Source organism: Amycolatopsis sp. lyj-23, assembly GCF_046549135.1.
In the GTDB taxonomy this organism is placed as follows: domain Bacteria; phylum Actinomycetota; class Actinomycetes; order Mycobacteriales; family Pseudonocardiaceae; genus Amycolatopsis.
In genome coordinates this window covers 268049-283002 of sequence record NZ_JAJPWN010000012.1, presented here as the reverse complement: position 1 = coordinate 283002, position 14954 = coordinate 268049, and the positions used below count along the sequence as shown (strand labels likewise).

The window sequence follows — 14954 nt, the reverse complement described above, 5'->3', positions numbered from 1 at the left end:
TTCGCCGCCGTTACGGGGAACCTGCCGCTTAACATTTCCGTCGACCCGAACACGGGAAACAGGCCGGGGGGCTTGGGGAGAACGATGGAGCAGTTCGGGCCGTACCGGATCGAAGGCCTGCTGGGCCGCGGCGGCATGGGCGAGGTGCACCGCGCCTACGACACGGCGCACGACCGCGTTGTCGCGCTGAAGCTGTTGTCCGACCCCTTCGTCGCCGACGAAGCCTTCCGCGCGCGCTTCCGCCGTGAGTCGCAGATCGTCGCGCGGCTGCGGGAACCGCACGTCATCCCGATCCACGCCTACGGCGAAATCGACGGCCGCCTCTACCTCGACATGCGGCTCGTCGAAGGCCGTGACCTGAAGGAAGTGCTCCAGGACGGGCCGCTGGACCCGGCGCGCGCCGCGGGCATCGTCGAGCAGGTCGCCGGTGCGCTCGACGCCGCCCACGCCGACGGGCTGGTGCACCGGGACGTCAAGCCGTCGAACGTGCTCGTGACGAGCGCGGACTTCGTGTACCTGGTCGACTTCGGCATCGCGCGGTCGATGACCGCGGAGGGCACGTCGATCACCGGCACCGGCAACGTGATCGGCACGCTCGACTACATGGCGTCGGAACGCTTCGGCGACGCCCCGATCACCGGCCTCGTCGACGTCTACGCGCTCGCGTGCGTGTTCTTCGAGTGCCTCACCGGCCGCCGCCCGTTCCCGGCGGAGGGCGCGGCCGCGCAGATGGGCGCGCACCTGACCGCGCCGCCGCCGGTGCTTTCCCAGGCACGCCCGGGCCTCTCGCCGTCCCTGGACGCCGTGGTGGCGCGCGGCATGGCGAAGAACCCGGCCGACCGCTACCCGACTGCAGGCGCGTTCGCCGCCGCCGTCCGCTCGGCATTGACCGCGCCCGCGCCGCCCTTCCCGACGTGGCAGAAGACGCTGCCCGGGCTGGTACCGCAGGCGGCGCCGATGACCCCGCCGCGGCCGATGCCGATCCCGGTGGCCCCGCGGCCGGGGCCGCCGACGGGACCGTTCACCGGACCGTTCACCGGACCGCCGTCGATCGCCCCGCCGGTCCAGCCGGTCCAACCGCCGAAGTCGCAGCGGAACCGGTGGATCGCGCTGTGCGCCGTCCTGGCCGGAATCGTCGTGGTGGCGCTGGTGATCACCTACGTCGTGACACGGGACCACACGAGCCAGACGGCCGGACCCGGGCCGTCGACGCCCACCCCCGACGTCCGAAGTTCTACACCGGCACCGGAAACCCCGACGACGGATCCACCGTCCACTTCGGAATCTCCGAAGACTTCGGAATCGAAGCCGCCGCACGACGACCGCTTGGCCGCCGCGGTACCGCCGATCTACCGGACCTGCACCGACGCGGCGGCACCCGCCGGCGCGGCCGCGGCGGTCGAGTGCGCCGGTTCGACCGTCGGCGACGTCAGGATCGGCAACGTCTGGTTCCAGGAGCCGACCGGCGCCCGATTCATCCGTTTCGCCGACGCGGCGGCGATGGACGCGTTCTTCCAGGACATCGTCAAGACCCAGGGCCTCACCCGCAACGACGCGCAGGGAGCGTGCCGCCCGGACAAGTACCCCAAGATCTGGGGCACGTACTACCGGGCGGAAGTCCGGAACCCGGTCCCGGGCGAGTACCTGACCTGCTTCCTCGGCGATCCAGCGCAGCTGGTGTGGACGGAAAAGAAGAACCTCGTGGCGGGCGTCCTGCTTTCGACGAAGGTCACCACCAACGACGAGCTGGACAAGCTCTACCAGTGGTGGAACTCGGAGGTCCTGTCGGACATGCCGCAGAGCTGACCGCCGCGTTCAGCTGGCGAGCTTGACGAACTCGTCGAGACCGGATTGGAAGGTGGGATCCGGCGGACAGGTTGCGTCGATCATGTGCACCGGCTCGGCCGGGTCGGGCGTTGCTCCGTACTCGACGCAGAGCCGGACTCGATACTGCTGACTGGCGTCGTACCAGTTCTGGTCGAATCGGGCGACCAGGGTGAACCCCGTCGCCGAACTGCCGGCGGTCACGACCTTGTGTTCGGACAGGTGGGCTTGTGCGGCTCGCAAAGCCGCGGCGGTATCCGGGACGTGCACCGCCGGATCCTGGGCCATCTCCTGCCGGACTTCGGCTGCCGCTGTCCGCACGATACCGATTGCCCTAGCCCGGGCGGGCTTTCCGCCGCGCTCGCCGAAGAGCTGGCACGCGGCCGGGATGGCGAGGGCCAGGAAGATGCACCCGCTCACGGCCGCGTGCCTGAACTTCATTTTCGGATCCTACCAGTTTTCACAACAGCGGTGAAAACGCCTGCATAAAGGCTGGAACCGTATTCGTTGGGGTGGAAGGCGGTGACCTTGGTCGCCATCAGGTCGTGCAACTGGTTGGTGATGTCCTGGAACCACAGAATCGATTTCGTACGGAACAGCTGGTTGCACGATGCGCTGGCTTCGACCGGTTGTGGATATCCCATCAGGAGGATGGCCGCGTTGGGTGCGAAGTAGTGGATTTTGGAAATCGTTTCGGCGACGGCAGGCATGACCGTGTTGACGAGTCTGTCCGGCTCCAACTGGGAGATCGGCTTGGTGCCGCCTGGTATCACCATGTCCGCGGACGACAGGTCGACCGGATTCGTGCGGTCGTAAGTGGCACATGTCTTGAGGATGTCCACGAAGACGAGCTTGTTCATTTCTCGCCACTGAATTCTGACAATGCTGATCGAAATTGGCGTTCGCCAACTACGCGTGGGTGGCGAGCTACTACATCGACTACCCCGGCAACGTCCTGCCCGTGCGCTGGTGCAGTGCGGGTGAAGGCGGCATCTGATCGAACGTCGTAGGGGGAGGGCCGTTTCCGGCCCTCCCCCGCACGGGTCAGCGGGGGCCGCCGCCCATGTACTGGGGATCCGGCTGCGGCAGGTCCGACGGCGGTTGCCCGTTCATGATGTTCTTCATCGCGCCGAACCAGGTCCGGGCCGGGGCCTTGCCACCGAAGATGTTCCCGTTCGGGCACACGCGGACGTTGCCGGCGCCGGCGTCGCAGATACCGCCCTGGCCGCCGCCGAACTTGAACGTCATCGCCGCGCCCGCCAGCTGTGCGGTGCCGCCGACGAACGTCGCCGAGACGTTGCCCTGCGTCGTGCCCGTCTTGCCGATCATCGGCCGGTCCCAGCCGACGTCGGCGGCCGCCCGGGCCGAGGTACCGCCCGGCTGGTCGTCCTTCGACATCCCGACCGCGAGCGTGTTCGCCAGGCCTTCGGGCACCACCTGCTCGCACGGCGCTTCCTTGATCGGCACCGGCTTGCCGTTGCGGTCGGTCACGCCGGCGATCGGCGTCGGCGGGCACCAGACGCCGCCGGAGAGGATCGTCGCCGCGACGTTGCCGAGCTCGAGGCCGCTCAGCGGGCTGAAGCCCAGGGTGAACGCGCCGTAGCCCGGGCTGTTCGCGGTGGGCCCGTAGACCTCGGCCTGGCTGACCCGCTTGCCGGGGTCCGGCGACTTCGGGTCGACCGTGCCGCCGCCGGTGGTGCTCGCCATCGTCTCGCGCATGCCGAGCCGCTTGGCCATGTCGATGCCCGGCCCGGTGCTGCCGAGCCGGTCTTCGAGCTCCACGAACGCGGTGTTCGGCGAGGTCGCCAGCGCCGTCTGCACGGTCGCGCCCTGGGCGATCTTGCTGTAGTCACCGGCGTTGCCGACGCAGTACCAGTTCGAGTTGGCGGGCGGCCCGGTCTTCGGGCAGGTCTTGGCGCCACCCATGAACACGCGCGACACGTAGGTGTCGGGGACGTCGACCGGGGAGAAGATCCCGGCCACGCCCTTCTCCATCGCGGCGGCCGTGGTGAAGATCTTGTACGTCGACCCCGCGCCACCGGTGTTGTAGACACCCGTTGGCAGCGCGTACGTCGTCTGGCCCGCGTCCTGGTTCTGCCCGTAGTCGCGGTTCGCCGCCAGCGCGACCACCTCGTGCCGGTTCTTGCCCGGTTTGACCAGCGACAACGTGTTCGCCACGTACGGCTGCGTCTTGTCGACCTGCGCCTCCGCCGAGACCTTCGCCTCGTGGTTGGCGCGCTCGTCCAGCGTGCTCTTGATCGTGTAGCCGCCGGTGTAGAGCTGGTCCTTCGTCAGCCCGCTGGCCTTGAGCAGGTAGTCCTCGACGTACTGGCAGAAGAACCCGGCCTCCGGGCCGGCGCCGATGCAGTTGGCCGGCGGCTTCTTCGGGGTGTCCGGGACCACGCCCAGCGGCTCGCCCTTGAACCGGTCCGCGTCGGCCTTCGCCAGCTTCTTGTTGTCGACCATCCGGTCGAGGACCAGGTTGCGGCGCTGGGTGGCCTTGTCCGGGTGCTTCCACGGGTCGTTGTTGATCGGGTTGTTCACCAGGCCGGCCAGCAGCGCGGCCTGCGGCACGGTGAGCTTCTCCGGGGTCGTGTCGAAGTACGCGTGCGCCGCCGCGCCGATGCCGAAGATCTGGCGCGAGAACTCGACGATGTTGAGGTAGTTGGCCAGGATCTGCTGCTTGGTCAGCTTCGTCTCGAGCTGGATCGCGATCCGCGCTTCTTTCAGCTTGCGGGAGATCGACTGCTCCTGGGCCTTCTTCTGGCCGATCGGGTCGGTCCGGTAGACGACGTTGATCAGGTAGTTCTTGGTGAGCTGCTGGGTCAGCGTCGAGGCGCCCTGGGTGTCGGCGCCGGTGGTGTTGCTGACGGCCGCGCGCAGCGTGCCCTGCCAGTCGACACCGTGGTGCTCGTAGAACCGCTTGTCCTCGACCGAGACCAGGGCCCACTTCATGGCCTCGTTGATCTGGTTCTCGGTGATCGGCAGCCGGTACTGGTCGTACAGGGTCGCGATCGGCTTGCCGGTGCTGTCGGTGACCGTCGTCACCAGCGGCGGCGGGATGTCGGCGAGGTCGGAAGAGGTCTTCTCGACGGTCTCGCTCGCCTGGTTGGACATGACGCCGGCGGCCCCCACCACCGGGAAGAGCATGCCGGCGACCAGCACCCCGGCGAGCAGGCAGAGGCCGATGAGCTTGAACAAACCATCCGCTTTTCGCACGAGGGCCAGGCTACCCGGACCGGCTCGGAGGCCGGTGACGCCGTGTCTCCGAGAGTGTGAATTCAGTGACAAAACAGCCCCCCTTCGGTGACAACTGGTAACGGAAGGCATTCTGGGTCTCGACGGGGGGAACCGAGGGCCCCTACAGTCCGTCAACGTCTCACGAAGAAAAGCCGACGGATGGATCAACGCGGGTGGGAGCTCGCCTGGTCCGATCGGCGGCACCGGCACCGGGGAGGTGCCCGGGTAACCGACGTGAGCAGAGGGAGACACGCTCGCGGGGGCAGGGCGGCGCAGTGCCTTTCCCCGCTGGTGCGTCGATCACCAGGGTAGGGAGCTGGGGGTATGGAAACCAACCAGTCGAGCTGGCGAATCAACGCGTCCTGCCGGGACGCCGATCCGGACGGCCTGTTCGTCCGGGGTGCGGAGCAGAACCGGGCCAAAGCGGTCTGCATGGGCTGCCCGGTGCGCACCGAATGCCTCGCCGAAGCGCTCGACGGCCGGATCAACTTCGGCGTCTGGGGAGGCATGACCGAACGTGAGCGGCGGGCCCTGCTGCGCCGCCGCCCCGACGTGGAGAGCTGGGCCGACCTGCTGGAAGCGGCCAAGCGCGACGCACAGGAGCGGGTCAAGGTCGGCTGACGGCGAAGCGCCACTTCCGCAGGGGAAGTGGCGCTCTCTCAGCCGGCGAGCTTCACGCCGATGTCGCGCAGGCCGTCGAGGTCGTGGACGTCGCCGGCCAGCGCGGGCACCCGGGCCAGCGCCACCTCGGGGTGCGCGCGGGTGAACCGGGCCAGCAGCCGCTCCTCGCGGGCCGCGAGCCCGACGCGGTCGGCGTGCAGCCGCAGCACGGCCTCGGCCAGCGGCGCGTTCGTGTCGCCCTCCTGCAGCGACTCGGCCGCCGCCAGCGCCTCCGAGCCGGACAGCTTCGCGAGCACCGGGTGCGTCCGGTTGGCGATCAGCCCGGCCAGCGGCATCGACTCGGCCGAGAGCCGCTCGACGAAGTAGGACGCCTCGCGCAGCGCGTCCGGCTCCGGCGCAGCCACCACGAGGAACGACGTCCCGGACGAGCGCAGCAGCTCGGCGGTCTTGCGGGCGCGCTCGCGGAAACCGCCGAACATGCTGTCGAAGGCCTGCATGAACGCCGACGCGTCGGTCAGCAGCTGGCCGCCGATGATCGTCGACACGGCCTTGGCGAACATCGAGAACCCGGCGTTGACGACCTTGCGCAGGCCCCAGCCGCCTGCCTTCGCCGGGGCCGTCAGCAGCCGGATCATCCGGCCGTCCAACGCGGACGACAGCCGGGTCGGCGCGTCGAGGAAGTCCAGCGCGGACCGGCTCGGCGGGGTGTCGACGATGATCAGGTCCCACTCGCCGGTGGCGGCGAGCTGGCCCAGCTTCTCCATCGCCATGTACTCCTGCGTGCCGGAGAACGACGTGGAAATCGTCTGGTAGAAGGGGTTCTGGAGCAGCTGCTCGGCGCGTTCCGGGCCGGCGTGCACGCGGACCATGTCGTCGAACGTGCGGCGCATGTCCAGCATCATCGCCCACAGCTCGCCCTTGGGCTCGAACCCGTCGACCTGCACCTGCCTCGGGTGGTTGCCGAGTTCGCGCAGGCCGAGCGCCTGCGCCAGCCGCCGGGCGGGGTCGATGGTCAGCACGACGGTCTGCCTGCCGCGCTCGGCCGCGCGCAGGGCCAGCGCGGCCGCGGTCGTCGTCTTGCCGACGCCGCCGGAGCCGCAGCAGACGATCACGCGGCTTTCCGGGTCGTCGAGCAGCGCGTCGATGTCGATGGTGGTCACAACCGCACCCCCTGGTCGGTCAGGGCTTCGGCCAGGTCGTAGAGGGCGGCGACGTCGACGCCTTCGGTCAGGTCCGGCAGCTCCATGGTCGGCAGGTCGGCCTCGGCGAGCTGCTCCCGGGCCCGCTGCTCGGCCGCCACCCGCACGGCGTGCTCGACGGTCTCGTCGACCAGCGCGTCCAGGGTGTCCTGCGGCAGCTTCAGCCCGGCCGCCGCGAGCCCGGTGCGCACGCGCGAGGCGTCGACGCGCCCGTCCGCGGCCGCGGTGATCGAGCGGGCGGGCAGCCGCTCCGGCCGGACCCGGTTGACCAGCACCGCGCCCGGGCGCAGGTCGGCGCCGTCCAGCTCGGCGACGGCCTCGACGGTCTCGCGGACCGGCATCTCCTCCAGCAGCGTGGCCAGGTGGATGACGGTCTCGCCGGAGTGCAGCAGCCGCACGACGCCCTCGGCCTGGCCGCGGATCGGACCGGTCTTCGCCAGGTCGGTCAGGGCCTTGGTGACGTCGAGGAACTTGACCACCCGGCCGGTCGGCGGCGAGTCGACGACGACGGCGTCGTAGGTGTGCCGCCCGTCGGACTCGGTGCGGCCGACGCACTCCTTGATCTTCCCGGTGAGCAGGACGTCCCGTAGCCCGGGCGCGAGGGTGGTCGCGAACTCGATCGCGCCCATCCGCCGCAGCGTCCGGCCGGCGAAGCCGAGGTTGTAGAACATCTCGAAGTACTCGAGCAGCGCGGCTTCGACGTCGATGTGCAGCGCCCGCAGCTCGCCCCCGCCGGGGACGGACGCGATGCGCTGCTCGGCGTAGGGCAGCGGCTCGGTGTCGAAGAGCTGGGCGATGCCCTGCCGGCCTTCGACCTCGATGAGCAGCACGCGACGGCCCTGCCGGGCGAGCGCGAGGCCGAGCGCGGCGGCCAGCGTCGTCTTGCCGGTCCCGCCCTTGCCGGTGACGAAGTGCAGCCGGGCGCGGGCAAGCTCGTCGGTCCAGCCGGCATGGGAAGTGGTCACTTCTTCACCCTAAACCGGCGTTCAGCTGGCCAGCAGCATGACGCTGACCGCAGCGGCGACCCCCGCCACGAGCACCCAGCTCACGAGGCCGGGCAGCACGGTGAGCGTGAGCACGCCCACCACGACCAGCAGCGTGAAGGTGATCACCCCGCCCAGCGCGACCTGGCCGGAGCTCTGCGTCCGGTCGCGCACTTTGGCCATGACGACGAGCACGAGCGGCAGCCCGGCCGCCGCGAGCAACGCCGTCGCGAGCACCCGCCACGTCTCCACCCGGCCACGCTAGCCGCTCGCCGTCGGACGTGAGATGGCACACAGTCCGGCGCGTCGCGTGCGGTTTTCCGGCGGTGGCCCGCGCCGGTCTTGCCCGCTTGGCTACGCTCCCGGTTCATGAGCGCCACCAAGTGGGAGTACGCCACCGTCCCTCTGCTGATCCACGCCACGAAGCAGATCCTCGACCAGTGGGGCGAGGACGGCTGGGAGCTGGTCACCGTGCTGCCGAACCCGAGCGGCGAGCAGCACGTCGCCTACCTGAAGCGTCCGAAGGGCTGACCCGGTGAGCTGGAGCGAACGGCTGAAGGAGCTCGGCATCGAGTTGCCCGGCGTGGCGGCCCCGCTGGCCGCATACGTGCCTGCCGTGCAGAGCGGCAAGCACGTCTACACCTCCGGCCAGCTGCCCTTCGTCGACGGCGTGCTCGCCGCGACCGGCAAGGTCGGCGCGGAGATCAGCCCCGAAGAGGCGAAGGGCCACGCCCGCACCTCCGCGCTCAACGCGCTCGCGGCCGTGCACGCCCTGGTCGGCATTGACAACGTCGTGCGGATCGTCAAGGTTGTCGGCTTCGTGGCTTCCGCGGAGGGCTTCACCGGCCAGCCTGCGGTCGTCAACGGCGCGTCCGAGCTGCTCGGCGAGGTCTTCGGCGACGCGGGCATCCACGCCCGCTCGGCCGTCGGCGTCGCGGAGCTGCCCATCGGCTCGCCGGTGGAGGTCGAACTCATCGTGGAGGTGCAGTGATGGACCCGGACATCGAGCAGTCCACCCACGAGCTGCTGCTCCGGCTGGCTGGGCGGCTGCCCGACCAGCTGCTGTGGCGGTTCCGCGACTGGCTCGGCGAAGGCGCCATGGGCACGCTCGCGCGCACCCTGCCGAGGTCTTTGCTTAAGCACAGGATCGACCTCGACCAGACGGAGTACCGGCTGCTCGTGGCCGGTCTCATCCCGCACGGCGCGGACTGGCACCAGGTCAGTTCGACGTTGGGGGTAGACGACGTCACCGAGAACCGGTACACATTCACGTCGAGTGCGCCCGAATGGGTTAACTCGGTCGACTCCGTGTCCGTGTTGATCCACGCAACGTTGCGCGGACGCCCGGACGTGGGGGAAGTGCGGCAGAGCTGGCGACACGTCGGTGTGGTCGGGCAGGGCACCGCCAAGCGCGTCCTGCTGATCACCGCGCTGACGGGGCTGCCGAGGTTGACCGGCGAACTGCAGCGGGTGCTGCGGGTGCTGGGCGACGAAGAGCCCAGCGTCGAGGTCATCCCGCCGCGCTTCGACCTGCCGGGGTACCACCGGGCCGCGCTGGCCGACTCAGAGCTGGTCTGCGTGGGTGCCGCGGCGGGGACCCGGCTAGTAGCCGCATAACGCTCGCCCGCCAGCGAGCTGGGAGGGAGCAAGGCAATGGTGGAGGTCCACGACGGCCCGCCCATGGACGGGTTCTCGGTGCCCCTGCGCCTGCACAACCTGTTGCTGGCCCTGGCGGGCCGGATCGACGACAGCGCGCTCACCGAAGCGCGTGAGCTGATCGCCCGTGCCCACATCGACGAGGCGGTCGAGCTGACCACCGGCACGCTCATCGCGGGCCGGATCCCGGTCAGTTCCGCCGAGCAGCGCGAACTGGCGCTGGTCCTCGAGATGAGCCGGTCGGACGCGACGCTGGCGAACGACCTGCTGGTCGACGAGACCGAGCCGGTCAACACGCACCGGTTCAGCGGCGAGAACGCCCCGGAGTTCGGCATCGCCGAGGCGCTCGACCGGACCCTGCAGGTGCTGCCGGACGTCCGCTCGGTGCACGCGGTGTGGCGCAACACCCCGGCCGGCAGCGTGCCGGGCGCGCTGCCGCAGCGCGTGGTGCTGGTCGAGCTGGGGCCGGAGGGCAACCCGCCCGCGGTTGCGTTCCGCGTCGACACGGCGTTGCGCCGGGCCGGGATCCACTCCGTCGTCGAGGTCAGCGGCCCCGGCGTCGCGCACTCCGAGTACCACCAGGCCGCTTCGGCGGCCGCGTCGCCGGCCTGGGTCACCGGAAGCACGACGTCGAGCTCGTCGTCGTACCGCTCGGAGCCGGTCAAGCCGGCGGCCCCGGTGACGCCGGAGCCGGTCGCGGAGTCGGGCAGCAGGCACAGCATGCGCTCGAGCAGCACCACGACGGCGCCGGTCGAGCCGGTCGCCCCGGTGGTGCCGATCGTGTCGCCGCCGGCCCCCGAGCCGCCCCGCAAGGCGCACTCGGAGACCCGGGCGGAGCGCACGGCCGACCTGACCCCGGCCGAGGTGGCGCAGCTGCGGCAGGCGCTGGCCGAGGACCCGGAGAAGGGCCGCGAGATCGCCGCGGGCAAGCCGTCTATGCACGAGGTCGTCGAGCTGCCGGCGCTGGACCTGGACGACCCGAGCCTGAGCGAGCGCGACCGGGCGTTGCTGCGTGAGCTGCACGCGGAGCTGGCCGAGCGCGAGCGGGCGGAGGCGGCGAAGATGCGCCTCAACGGCGCTTCCCGTTCCGGCGGCGACCAGCGCGGCTGGACGGCCCCGTAGGACTCTGTTCGCGAGAAGGCGGCTCTCCCGGTGTCGGGAGGGCCGCCTTTCGTCTGCCGGCGCTGGACCTGGACGACCCGAGCCTGAGCGAGCGCGACCGCGCGTTGCTGCGTGAGCTGCACGCGGAGCTGGCCGAGCGCGAGCGGGCGGAGGCGGCGAAGATGCGCCTCAACGGCGCGTCCCGTTCCGGCGGCGACCAGCGCGGCTGGACGGCTCCGTAGTCCCAGTTTCTCGCCAAGAGGGCACTTTCACGTGAAAGTGCCCTCTTGGTGCTGTCCGGCGTGCCACAACTGCGCGACGGCGCGTCGGGTGGCGGAGGTATGTTGCCCGGGTGGAGCAGCCAACGGAGTTCGTCTTCGACATCCCGGTCGGCGCCGGGGTCGCCACCCGCGCCAACGCCGACGGCCCGCCGGCGACGCCGAAGGACGCGGCCACCGTCATCCTGGTCCGCGACGGCGCCGACGGCGTCGAGGTCTTCCTCCAGCACCGGGTCAAGGGCATGCCGTTCGCGGGCGGCATGACCGTCTTCCCCGGCGGCGGGGTCGACCGGCGCGACGCCGACACCTCGGTGGCGTGGGCCGGACCCGAGCCGTCGTGGTGGGCTTCGCGGTTCAGCTGCGACGAAGCGCTCGCGCGGGCGCTGACCTGCGCAGCCGTGCGCGAGACGTTCGAGGAGTCCGGCGTGCTGCTCGCGGGCGGCGCGGACGCCGTGCTCACCGACGTCACGCCGTACGCCGCGGCCCGCCAGGCGCTGGAAACGCGGGAGGTGTCGCTGGCCGGGTTCCTCGCCGACGCCGGCCTGACGCTGCGGGCCGACCTGCTGCGCCCGTGGGCGCACTGGATCACGCCCGAGCAGGAGCCGCGTCGCTACGACACCCGGTTCTACGTCGCGAAGCTGCCCGAAGGCCAGGAAGCCGACGGGGCGACGTCGGAGGCGTCGAGCTCCGGCTGGCAGCGTCCCGAAGAAGCCATCGCCGACGCGCGCGAAGGCCGCCGGATGCTGATGCCGCCGACCTGGCTGACCCTGAGCGAGCTGGCGGAGTTCGCCACCGCCGACGACGTGCTGGACGCGCCGCGCGAGATCGTCCGGATCGCGCCGACGCTGGTGCGTGAGAACGACCACGTCCGAGTCGTCCTGGAGCCGCGATGACCGCCCCGGCCTACGGCGTCCTGCGCCAGGTGTCCGACACCGCTTCGGTGCTGCTGGAGAACAACCCGTCGTCGATGACGCTCGAAGGCACCAACAGCTGGGTCCTGCGGGCGACGCCGGACACCCCGGCCGTCGTCGTCGACCCGGGCTACCGCGACCTCGAGCACCTCGAACGGCTCGCCGGGGCCGGCGAGGTGGAGCTGATCCTGCTCACGCACCACCACCCCGACCACGCCGAGGGTGCGCCGTGGCTCGCCGAGCGCGTCGGCGCGCCGGTGCGGGCGTTCGACCCGGCCCTGTGCCGCGATGCTTCGTCCTTTGTGGACGGTGAAGTGCTCGAAGCGGGCGGCCTGGCCATCCGCGTGCTGCACACGCCGGGCCACACCGACGACTCCGTGTCGCTGGTCCTCGACGGCCAGGTGCTGACCGGCGACACGATCCTCGGCCGCGGCACGACGGTGCTGCACGACCTCGGCGACTACCTGCGGTCGCTGCGGAAGCTGATCGAGCTGCCGGCGGGGACGACCGGCCTCCCCGGCCACGGTCCGGAGCTGCCCGATCTGCCCGCGACCGCGCGCGAGTACCTCGCGCACCGGGAACAGCGGCTCGATCAGGTGCGTTCGGCTCTGAAGACGCTCGGGGCGGACGCCACCCCGCGCCAGGTCGTCGAGGTCGTGTACGCCGACGTCGACCGGGCGCTGTGGGCGCCCGCCGAGTGGAGCGTGCAGGCGCAGCTGGACTACTTGCGGTCGGAGGACAACGGATGAGCAACGTCGAGGTCGAGTTCTACTGGCGGCCGGGGTGCGGGTTCTGCGCCGCGCTGGAGCGGCCGCTGTCGAAGAGCGGCTTCAACATCCGCGCGATCAACATCTGGGAGGACCCGGCGGCGGCCGCGCGGGTGCGCGAGGTCGCGAACGGCAACGAGACCGTGCCGACGGTGATCGTCGGCTCGAAGGCCATGGTGAACCCGTCGTTCGCCGAGGTCGAGGCGGCGGTCAAGGCCGCGTCGGCCTGACCGCGTCCCGCCCGGGGACCGGGCCGGACCGCGCGGCCCCAGCCGACTTGTCGACACCGGCTGGGGCCGTGCCGATCCTCCGGACGTTGTAGCGCAAGGAGGCGTCCGGGCGACTCAGAGCCTATGGACGATGAGCGGGCGATCGACTTCATCCTCAACGGCGAGCAGCACCACCTGAGCCGGACGCAGGTGCTGCGCGCGGCCGGGCTGGGCGGCCCGGAGCCGATCCGCACGCACTGGGTGGCGATCGGGGAGCAGCGGTGGCCGCCGAGGCAGATCTTCGAGCGCGCCGTCGGGGTGCCGCGGACCGACTTCATCTCGCACTACGCGATCCGGCAGCTCCGGCGGCTCGGGTTCGAGACGAGCCCGCTGCCCTACGAGCCCGGCGTGCCGGCCGCCGCCGGACCGGCCGCCGAGCCGTCGCCGCGCACGAGCGACCTCGGCTCGGCGATCAAGTCGTTCATCGACCTGCACGAGTTCTTCGGCGAGGAGGACCTCACCAGCCGGGTGAGCCGCCTGGAAGACCGCCTGGAGGGCGCCGACAGCGAGACCGTCCAGGAGCGGGTCGCCCCCGAAGGCCTCACCCGGGACCTGCTCCACGGCGCGCTGCTGGTGCGGCAGCACGCCGGCCACGTCAACGACCTCATCCACGCCGCGATGATCGTCCGGGCGCTGCCGAAGATCCTCGAGCCCGGCGAACGCATCGTCCGGCGCCCGTCGCTGGCCTCCGCGAACGACGGCAGCCGCAAGTTCGACCTCGAGACCGACCGCCGCGTGGCCGAATTCAAAGCCGCCCAGTGGAAGGGCTGCAACACGTTGCGCAAGCGCCTGCTCGTCGCCGACCTGGTCGGCCTGGTCCTCGACCGCGGGGATCGCCGCGCCGAGCTGTACGTGCTCGGCTCCGCGCCCGTCGAGTACCTGCGCACCAGCACGTCGACGATCGGGTGGGCGCTCGGCCGCTCGTCACCGCGCCTGCGGCAGGCCTACGAGGACCGCTTCGGCAGTGCGGTGCTGACCGTCGGCCAGTTCACCGCCGGGCCGGCGGCCGACGTCGTCCTCCGTGACCTGTCCGAGCTCATCGGCTGAGCATGGGCATCAGGTAGTACGTCAGCGCCACCTCCCCGGGCTCGGCCGCCCGCAGGATGCACGCCCGCATCCCCGGCTGGATCGACAGCACCACCCGCTCGCCCGCGAACGCCGCCAGCGCGTCGAGCAGGTACCGCGCCTGGAACGACGGCGACGTCCGGCCGCCGCCGACGTCCGCCTTCAGCACTTCCTCGGCCTCGCCCGTGTCCTGCCGGGCGCCGGCCAAGCGGACCTGGGTGTCACCGACCTCCAGGGTGAGCACCCGCCTGTCCTCGGCGTACACGCCCACGCGGCGGACCGCGGCCGCGAGCGCGTCCGCGGCCACGGCCACCGTTGTGTCCACCGTGCCCGCCGGGATCGACTCCGCCGACAGGAAGCCGGCGTCGAGCACCGCCGTCGCGACCAGGCCGCCGGGCCAGCTCACCCCGAACCGGCCCGGCCCCACGTGCAGGCCCACCCGGCCGCGGGCCTGCCGGGCCGCCTCCGACAGCAAGGCCGCCGGCACCAGGACGTCCAGGTCACCCGGCGAGGCCAGCGGCAACCGGGCCACCGCCATCCGGTAGCGGTCGGACGCCGTCAGCGTCAGCCGGGCGCCGGCCGCCTGCAGCCGGACGCCGGTGAACAGCGGCAGCGGGTCGTCCTTCGCCGCCGTGCCCGCGACGATCCGCAGGGCCGACGCGAACGCGGCTCCGTCCACTTCGGACACCCGGGCCGGTGCTGGCGGCGGGACGGCGGACTCCGGCAGCAGGGGCAGCGCGAACCGGGCGTTGTCCAGCCGCAAGGCCAGGCGCGTGCCTTCGACGACCAGGCGCACCAGTTCCGCGTCGAGCACCTTCAGCGTCTCCGCCAGCGGGGCCGCGGGGACGACGACCGAACCGTCGGTGTGCGTGGTCGCCGGGCAGTCGAGCCGGACGGCGAGGTCCGGGTCGCTCCCGGTGACCGTCAGCCCCGCCGCGCCGGCCGCCAGGCGGAGCCCGGCGCGGGCCGGCAGCAGGCGCGACGCGGCGGAGACGGCCGCCGAGAGGCGGTGGGCAGGCGCGGTGACGTCCATCCCCGCA

17 protein-coding genes are annotated in these 14954 nt (G+C 71.4%); 10 read left to right on the top strand and 7 right to left on the bottom strand.

Annotated elements, in window-relative coordinates; translation table 11 throughout:
* Positions 1-84: 84 nt before the first annotated feature.
* Positions 85-1806 (top strand): protein kinase domain-containing protein, encoded by a 1722-nt coding sequence (locus ACLJPY_RS30050; protein ID WP_410593480.1) that lies wholly within the window; start codon positions 85-87, stop codon positions 1804-1806.
* 9 nt (positions 1807-1815) lie between these two features.
* Here the strand turns inward: ACLJPY_RS30050 and ACLJPY_RS30045 are convergent, their stop codons facing one another.
* The 3 genes from ACLJPY_RS30045 to ACLJPY_RS30035 all read right to left on the bottom strand — a co-directional run bounded on the left by ACLJPY_RS30045 (position 1816) and on the right by ACLJPY_RS30035 (position 5043).
* Positions 1816-2265 carry a hypothetical protein gene (locus ACLJPY_RS30045; protein ID WP_410593478.1) on the bottom strand — a complete coding sequence of 150 codons (450 nt, stop codon included), beginning with the start codon at positions 2263-2265 and terminating at the stop codon, positions 1816-1818.
* On the bottom strand, positions 2262-2684 hold the full coding sequence (locus ACLJPY_RS30040; RefSeq protein WP_410593477.1) for a hypothetical protein: 423 nt from the start codon (positions 2682-2684) through the stop codon (positions 2262-2264). The genes ACLJPY_RS30045 and ACLJPY_RS30040 overlap by 4 nt, the downstream gene beginning before the upstream one ends.
* A gap of 184 nt (positions 2685-2868) precedes the next feature.
* Entirely contained in the window at positions 2869-5043 is a 2175-nt protein-coding gene (locus ACLJPY_RS30035; RefSeq protein ID WP_410593476.1) for a transglycosylase domain-containing protein, read from the bottom strand.
* 345 nt (positions 5044-5388) lie between these two features.
* Between ACLJPY_RS30035 and ACLJPY_RS30030 the strand changes: the two genes are divergently transcribed.
* Positions 5389-5685, top strand: coding sequence for a WhiB family transcriptional regulator (locus ACLJPY_RS30030; RefSeq protein ID WP_364283517.1), 297 nt, complete (start codon positions 5389-5391; stop codon positions 5683-5685).
* A 38-nt stretch (positions 5686-5723) separates the two neighbouring features.
* On the opposite strand, the gene ACLJPY_RS30025 is transcribed toward ACLJPY_RS30030, so the two are convergent.
* From ACLJPY_RS30025 to ACLJPY_RS30015, 3 genes are read right to left on the bottom strand one after another with little or no spacing between them, the layout of a single operon-like run.
* Positions 5724-6845: an ArsA family ATPase gene (locus tag ACLJPY_RS30025; protein WP_410593475.1), complete on the bottom strand. Its 1122-nt coding sequence runs from the start codon at positions 6843-6845 to the stop codon at positions 5724-5726.
* Positions 6842-7849: an ArsA-related P-loop ATPase gene (locus ACLJPY_RS30020; protein ID WP_410593473.1), complete on the bottom strand. Its 1008-nt coding sequence runs from the start codon at positions 7847-7849 to the stop codon at positions 6842-6844. Before ACLJPY_RS30020 ends, ACLJPY_RS30025 begins: the two co-directional genes overlap by 4 nt.
* A gap of 21 nt (positions 7850-7870) precedes the next feature.
* Complete coding sequence (locus tag ACLJPY_RS30015) at positions 7871-8119, bottom strand: hypothetical protein (RefSeq protein ID WP_410593472.1); 249 nt, start codon at positions 8117-8119, stop codon at positions 7871-7873.
* A gap of 117 nt (positions 8120-8236) precedes the next feature.
* Here ACLJPY_RS30015 and ACLJPY_RS30010 point away from each other — a divergent pair, with 117 nt between their 5' ends.
* The 8 genes from ACLJPY_RS30010 to ACLJPY_RS29975 all read left to right on the top strand — a co-directional run bounded on the left by ACLJPY_RS30010 (position 8237) and on the right by ACLJPY_RS29975 (position 13896).
* Complete coding sequence (locus tag ACLJPY_RS30010; RefSeq protein WP_003068074.1) at positions 8237-8398, top strand: DUF4177 domain-containing protein; 162 nt, start codon at positions 8237-8239, stop codon at positions 8396-8398.
* 4 nt (positions 8399-8402) lie between these two features.
* Positions 8403-8858, top strand: a complete 456-nt coding sequence (locus ACLJPY_RS30005; RefSeq protein ID WP_348948873.1) for a RidA family protein — start codon at positions 8403-8405, stop codon at positions 8856-8858.
* Positions 8858-9484 carry a hypothetical protein gene (locus ACLJPY_RS30000; protein WP_410593470.1) on the top strand — a complete coding sequence of 209 codons (627 nt, stop codon included), beginning with the start codon at positions 8858-8860 and terminating at the stop codon, positions 9482-9484. The genes ACLJPY_RS30005 and ACLJPY_RS30000 overlap by 1 nt, the downstream gene beginning before the upstream one ends.
* A gap of 36 nt (positions 9485-9520) precedes the next feature.
* On the top strand, positions 9521-10645 hold the full coding sequence (locus ACLJPY_RS29995) for a hypothetical protein (protein WP_410593469.1): 1125 nt from the start codon (positions 9521-9523) through the stop codon (positions 10643-10645).
* A 331-nt stretch (positions 10646-10976) separates the two neighbouring features.
* Positions 10977-11795: an NUDIX hydrolase gene (locus tag ACLJPY_RS29990; RefSeq protein ID WP_410593468.1), complete on the top strand. Its 819-nt coding sequence runs from the start codon at positions 10977-10979 to the stop codon at positions 11793-11795.
* Positions 11792-12562 (top strand): MBL fold metallo-hydrolase, encoded by a 771-nt coding sequence (locus ACLJPY_RS29985; protein ID WP_410593466.1) that lies wholly within the window; start codon positions 11792-11794, stop codon positions 12560-12562. Before ACLJPY_RS29990 ends, ACLJPY_RS29985 begins: the two co-directional genes overlap by 4 nt.
* Positions 12559-12810: a glutaredoxin family protein gene (locus tag ACLJPY_RS29980; RefSeq protein WP_410593465.1), complete on the top strand. Its 252-nt coding sequence runs from the start codon at positions 12559-12561 to the stop codon at positions 12808-12810. Before ACLJPY_RS29985 ends, ACLJPY_RS29980 begins: the two co-directional genes overlap by 4 nt.
* Positions 12811-12933: 123 nt before the next feature.
* Entirely contained in the window at positions 12934-13896 is a 963-nt protein-coding gene (locus tag ACLJPY_RS29975; protein WP_410593463.1) for a hypothetical protein, read from the top strand.
* Here the strand turns inward: ACLJPY_RS29975 and ACLJPY_RS29970 are convergent.
* The gene (locus ACLJPY_RS29970; RefSeq protein ID WP_410593462.1) at positions 13886-14947 is read right to left on the bottom strand and encodes a DNA polymerase III subunit beta; all 1062 of its coding nucleotides are present in this window, start codon (positions 14945-14947) and stop codon (positions 13886-13888) included. The two genes, ACLJPY_RS29975 and ACLJPY_RS29970, sit on opposite strands and share 11 nt — an antisense overlap.
* Positions 14948-14954 lie beyond the last annotated feature (7 nt).

What these genes read in the sequence shown, in the direction of transcription:
- ACLJPY_RS30050 (WP_410593480.1), top strand. Translation starts at nt 85, where the DNA reads ATGGAGCAGTTCGGGCCGTACCGGATCGAAGGCCTGCTGGGCCGCGGC.
- ACLJPY_RS30045 (WP_410593478.1), bottom strand. Translation starts at nt 2,265, where the DNA reads ATGAAGTTCAGGCACGCGGCCGTGAGCGGGTGCATCTTCCTGGCCCTC.
- ACLJPY_RS30040 (WP_410593477.1), bottom strand. Translation starts at nt 2,684, where the DNA reads ATGAACAAGCTCGTCTTCGTGGACATCCTCAAGACATGTGCCACTTAC.
- ACLJPY_RS30030 (WP_364283517.1), top strand. Translation starts at nt 5,389, where the DNA reads ATGGAAACCAACCAGTCGAGCTGGCGAATCAACGCGTCCTGCCGGGAC.
- ACLJPY_RS30010 (WP_003068074.1), top strand. Translation starts at nt 8,237, where the DNA reads ATGAGCGCCACCAAGTGGGAGTACGCCACCGTCCCTCTGCTGATCCAC.
- ACLJPY_RS30000 (WP_410593470.1), top strand. Translation starts at nt 8,858, where the DNA reads ATGGACCCGGACATCGAGCAGTCCACCCACGAGCTGCTGCTCCGGCTG.
- ACLJPY_RS29995 (WP_410593469.1), top strand. Translation starts at nt 9,521, where the DNA reads ATGGTGGAGGTCCACGACGGCCCGCCCATGGACGGGTTCTCGGTGCCC.
- ACLJPY_RS29985 (WP_410593466.1), top strand. Translation starts at nt 11,792, where the DNA reads ATGACCGCCCCGGCCTACGGCGTCCTGCGCCAGGTGTCCGACACCGCT.
- ACLJPY_RS29980 (WP_410593465.1), top strand. Translation starts at nt 12,559, where the DNA reads ATGAGCAACGTCGAGGTCGAGTTCTACTGGCGGCCGGGGTGCGGGTTC.
- ACLJPY_RS29975 (WP_410593463.1), top strand. Translation starts at nt 12,934, where the DNA reads ATGGACGATGAGCGGGCGATCGACTTCATCCTCAACGGCGAGCAGCAC.
- ACLJPY_RS29970 (WP_410593462.1), bottom strand. Translation starts at nt 14,947, where the DNA reads ATGGACGTCACCGCGCCTGCCCACCGCCTCTCGGCGGCCGTCTCCGCC.